We start from the raw sequence: 2,127 nt of genomic DNA, 5'->3' as shown, positions 1-2,127 counted from the left end.
GAAATACATACCATATGATATCTTATAACTTTCTGTACTCTCTGTCAAGAAAATGTTACACCTGGTTTAGTTGTCATAGATAACACGCCATAAATACAAGCCGTGCGCCGGTGCAGTGCGCCCTGCGGCATCGCGGCTTCTGGCAAGAATCATCTTTTCAATGTCTCCAGGGGAAAATTTTCCGGTTCCTACATCAAGAAGCGTGCCGGCAATGATTCTAACCATGTTATACAAAAATCCGCTGCCCACAATCCTCATCTGCAGTCCGTCCCCTGTGTCAGACCATTCGAGTTCATAGACCGTTCTAACTTTGTCCTTCACTTCGGTTTTGGTTGCACAAAAGCTTGTGAAATCATGGGTTCCAACCAGAAAGCGGGAGGCTTCTTGGACTTTTTCCATATCAAGGTCATACGGAACATGGTATGCATAGTGGCGTTTAAAAACGTCCGGATGTCTGCCCCTGTAAATCATATACCGGTATTCTTTTCTTTTTGCAGAAAACCTCGCATGAAATTGATCATCCACAGCTTCCGCATTGTGGACCGATATATCATCAGGCAGCAGGGCATTCAAAGCATACGGCCATTTCGCCTCAGGGATGGATAGCGGACTGTCAAAATGAATCGTCTGTCCGACCGCGTGAACGCCGCTGTCGGTGCGCCCGGATGAAACGACAGGAATACGCTCCTTCGCTTTATGGAGCGTTTGCAGCGCTTTTTCAAGCTCATCCTGCACCGTTCTTTGACCAGGCTGCACTTGGTAGCCGTAAAAAAGGTGTCCGTCATATGAAATCGTACACTTCATTCTCATCGTCTATCACCTAAGTCCGCAATAAAATTAGCAATACGCCAAGACCAGCTAAAATGAGGAGCACGGAAGTATCCTTCCATTTCCACGTCAGCTGCCTGTATTTTGTACGGCCTTCCCCTCCCCTGTATCCTCGCGCCTCCATCGCAGTTGCAAGCTCTTCGGCTCTTTTAAAGGCACTGACAAACAGCGGAACAAGAAGAGGAACGATCGCTTTGACACGTTCTTTGACCGGGCCGTTCGTAAAATCAACGCCTCTTGCCATTTGCGCTTTCATGATCTTATCCGTCTCTTCGAGCAGAGTCGGTATAAATCTGAGGGAGATGGACATCATGAGAGCGAGTTCATGAACGGGAAGCTTTAATTTTTTAAACGGACCGAGCAAATGCTCCAAACCATCGGTCACTTCGATTGGAGTCGTCGTCAATGTTAAAATCGTTGTGATCATGATGAGGTAAACAAAGCGCAGCGAAATAAAAATCCCTTGAACAAGTCCCTGCTCATAAATTTTAAACAAGCCGAGATCGGCGAGAAGCGGCCCTTCCCTTGTCATAAAAATATGAAGCAGAAACGTAAACAGCACAATCCAGAACACGGGCTTCATCCCTTTTAAAAGGAATCGCACCGGAACGCCCGACAAAGCTGCGGCTGCGACCGTAAACAGGCCGAGCAGTGCATATGTTTCCGTATTATTCGCGAAAAAACCGATAAAGACAAAAAGGAAAATGGTTAACAGCTTTGTACGCGGATCAAGCCGGTGAATGATCGATGTCCCGGGTACATATTTGCCGATAATGATATTGTCCATCATAGGGCATTTTCCTCCTGAAAAAGAGCTTTAATTTCGGAGGCTGCTTCTTCAATCGTCAAGATCGGCGCTTTGAACGTAATGCCCAGCGTTTCTTCAAGACGTTTTTGGAATTTAATCGTTTCCGGCAAATCAAGCCCAAAGGCAGCGATATCGTCTTTCCTTGAAAAAAGCTCCCGCGGCGTCCCTTTTGCTTTGACCGTGCCTTTATGCATCACAATCAGTTCATCTGCATACGCCGCCGCATCTTCCATACTGTGGGTGACGAGAATCGTCGTCAGATTCCTCTGCTTATGGAGGCTGTAGAACATGTCCATGATCTCTTTGCGGCCTCTTGGGTCGAGCCCTGCCGTCGGTTCATCGAGGACGAGAACCTCCGGCTCCATCGCCAGCACTCCCGCAATGGCCACGCGGCGCATTTGCCCGCCGCTTAGTTCAAACGGGGACCTGTCGGACAGCTCCTCATCCAAACCTACAAGCTTCAGCGTGTCCCGCGCCTTTTCTTCCGCCGT

Annotated in this window: 3 protein-coding genes; all 3 read right to left on the bottom strand. The window is 48.2% G+C overall.

The features are described from left to right. Nucleotides 1–66 precede the first annotated feature (66 nt). On the bottom strand, nt 67–810 hold the full coding sequence (gene truA / locus C1T29_RS01245) for a tRNA pseudouridine(38-40) synthase TruA (RefSeq protein WP_025810423.1): 744 nt from the start codon (nt 808–810) through the stop codon (nt 67–69). A gap of 10 nt (nt 811–820) precedes the next feature. Beyond that, entirely contained in the window at nt 821–1,618 is a 798-nt protein-coding gene (locus tag C1T29_RS01240; protein WP_208945600.1) for an energy-coupling factor transporter transmembrane component T family protein, read from the bottom strand. Then, nucleotides 1,615–2,127, bottom strand: a 513-nt coding sequence (locus C1T29_RS01235) for an ATP-binding cassette domain-containing protein (protein WP_208945599.1), incomplete at its 5' end; no start/stop codon positions are given. The genes C1T29_RS01240 and C1T29_RS01235, both read right to left, overlap by 4 nt.

This window comes from Bacillus sp. MBGLi79 (assembly GCF_002953915.1).
This window is presented reverse-complemented; position numbering and strand designations above follow the sequence as displayed.

Coding starts and splice junctions, on each gene's coding strand:
- truA (WP_025810423.1), bottom strand. CDS start 810: ATGAGAATGAAGTGTACGATTTCATATGACGGACACCTTTTTTACGGC.
- C1T29_RS01240 (WP_208945600.1), bottom strand. CDS start 1,618: ATGATGGACAATATCATTATCGGCAAATATGTACCCGGGACATCGATC.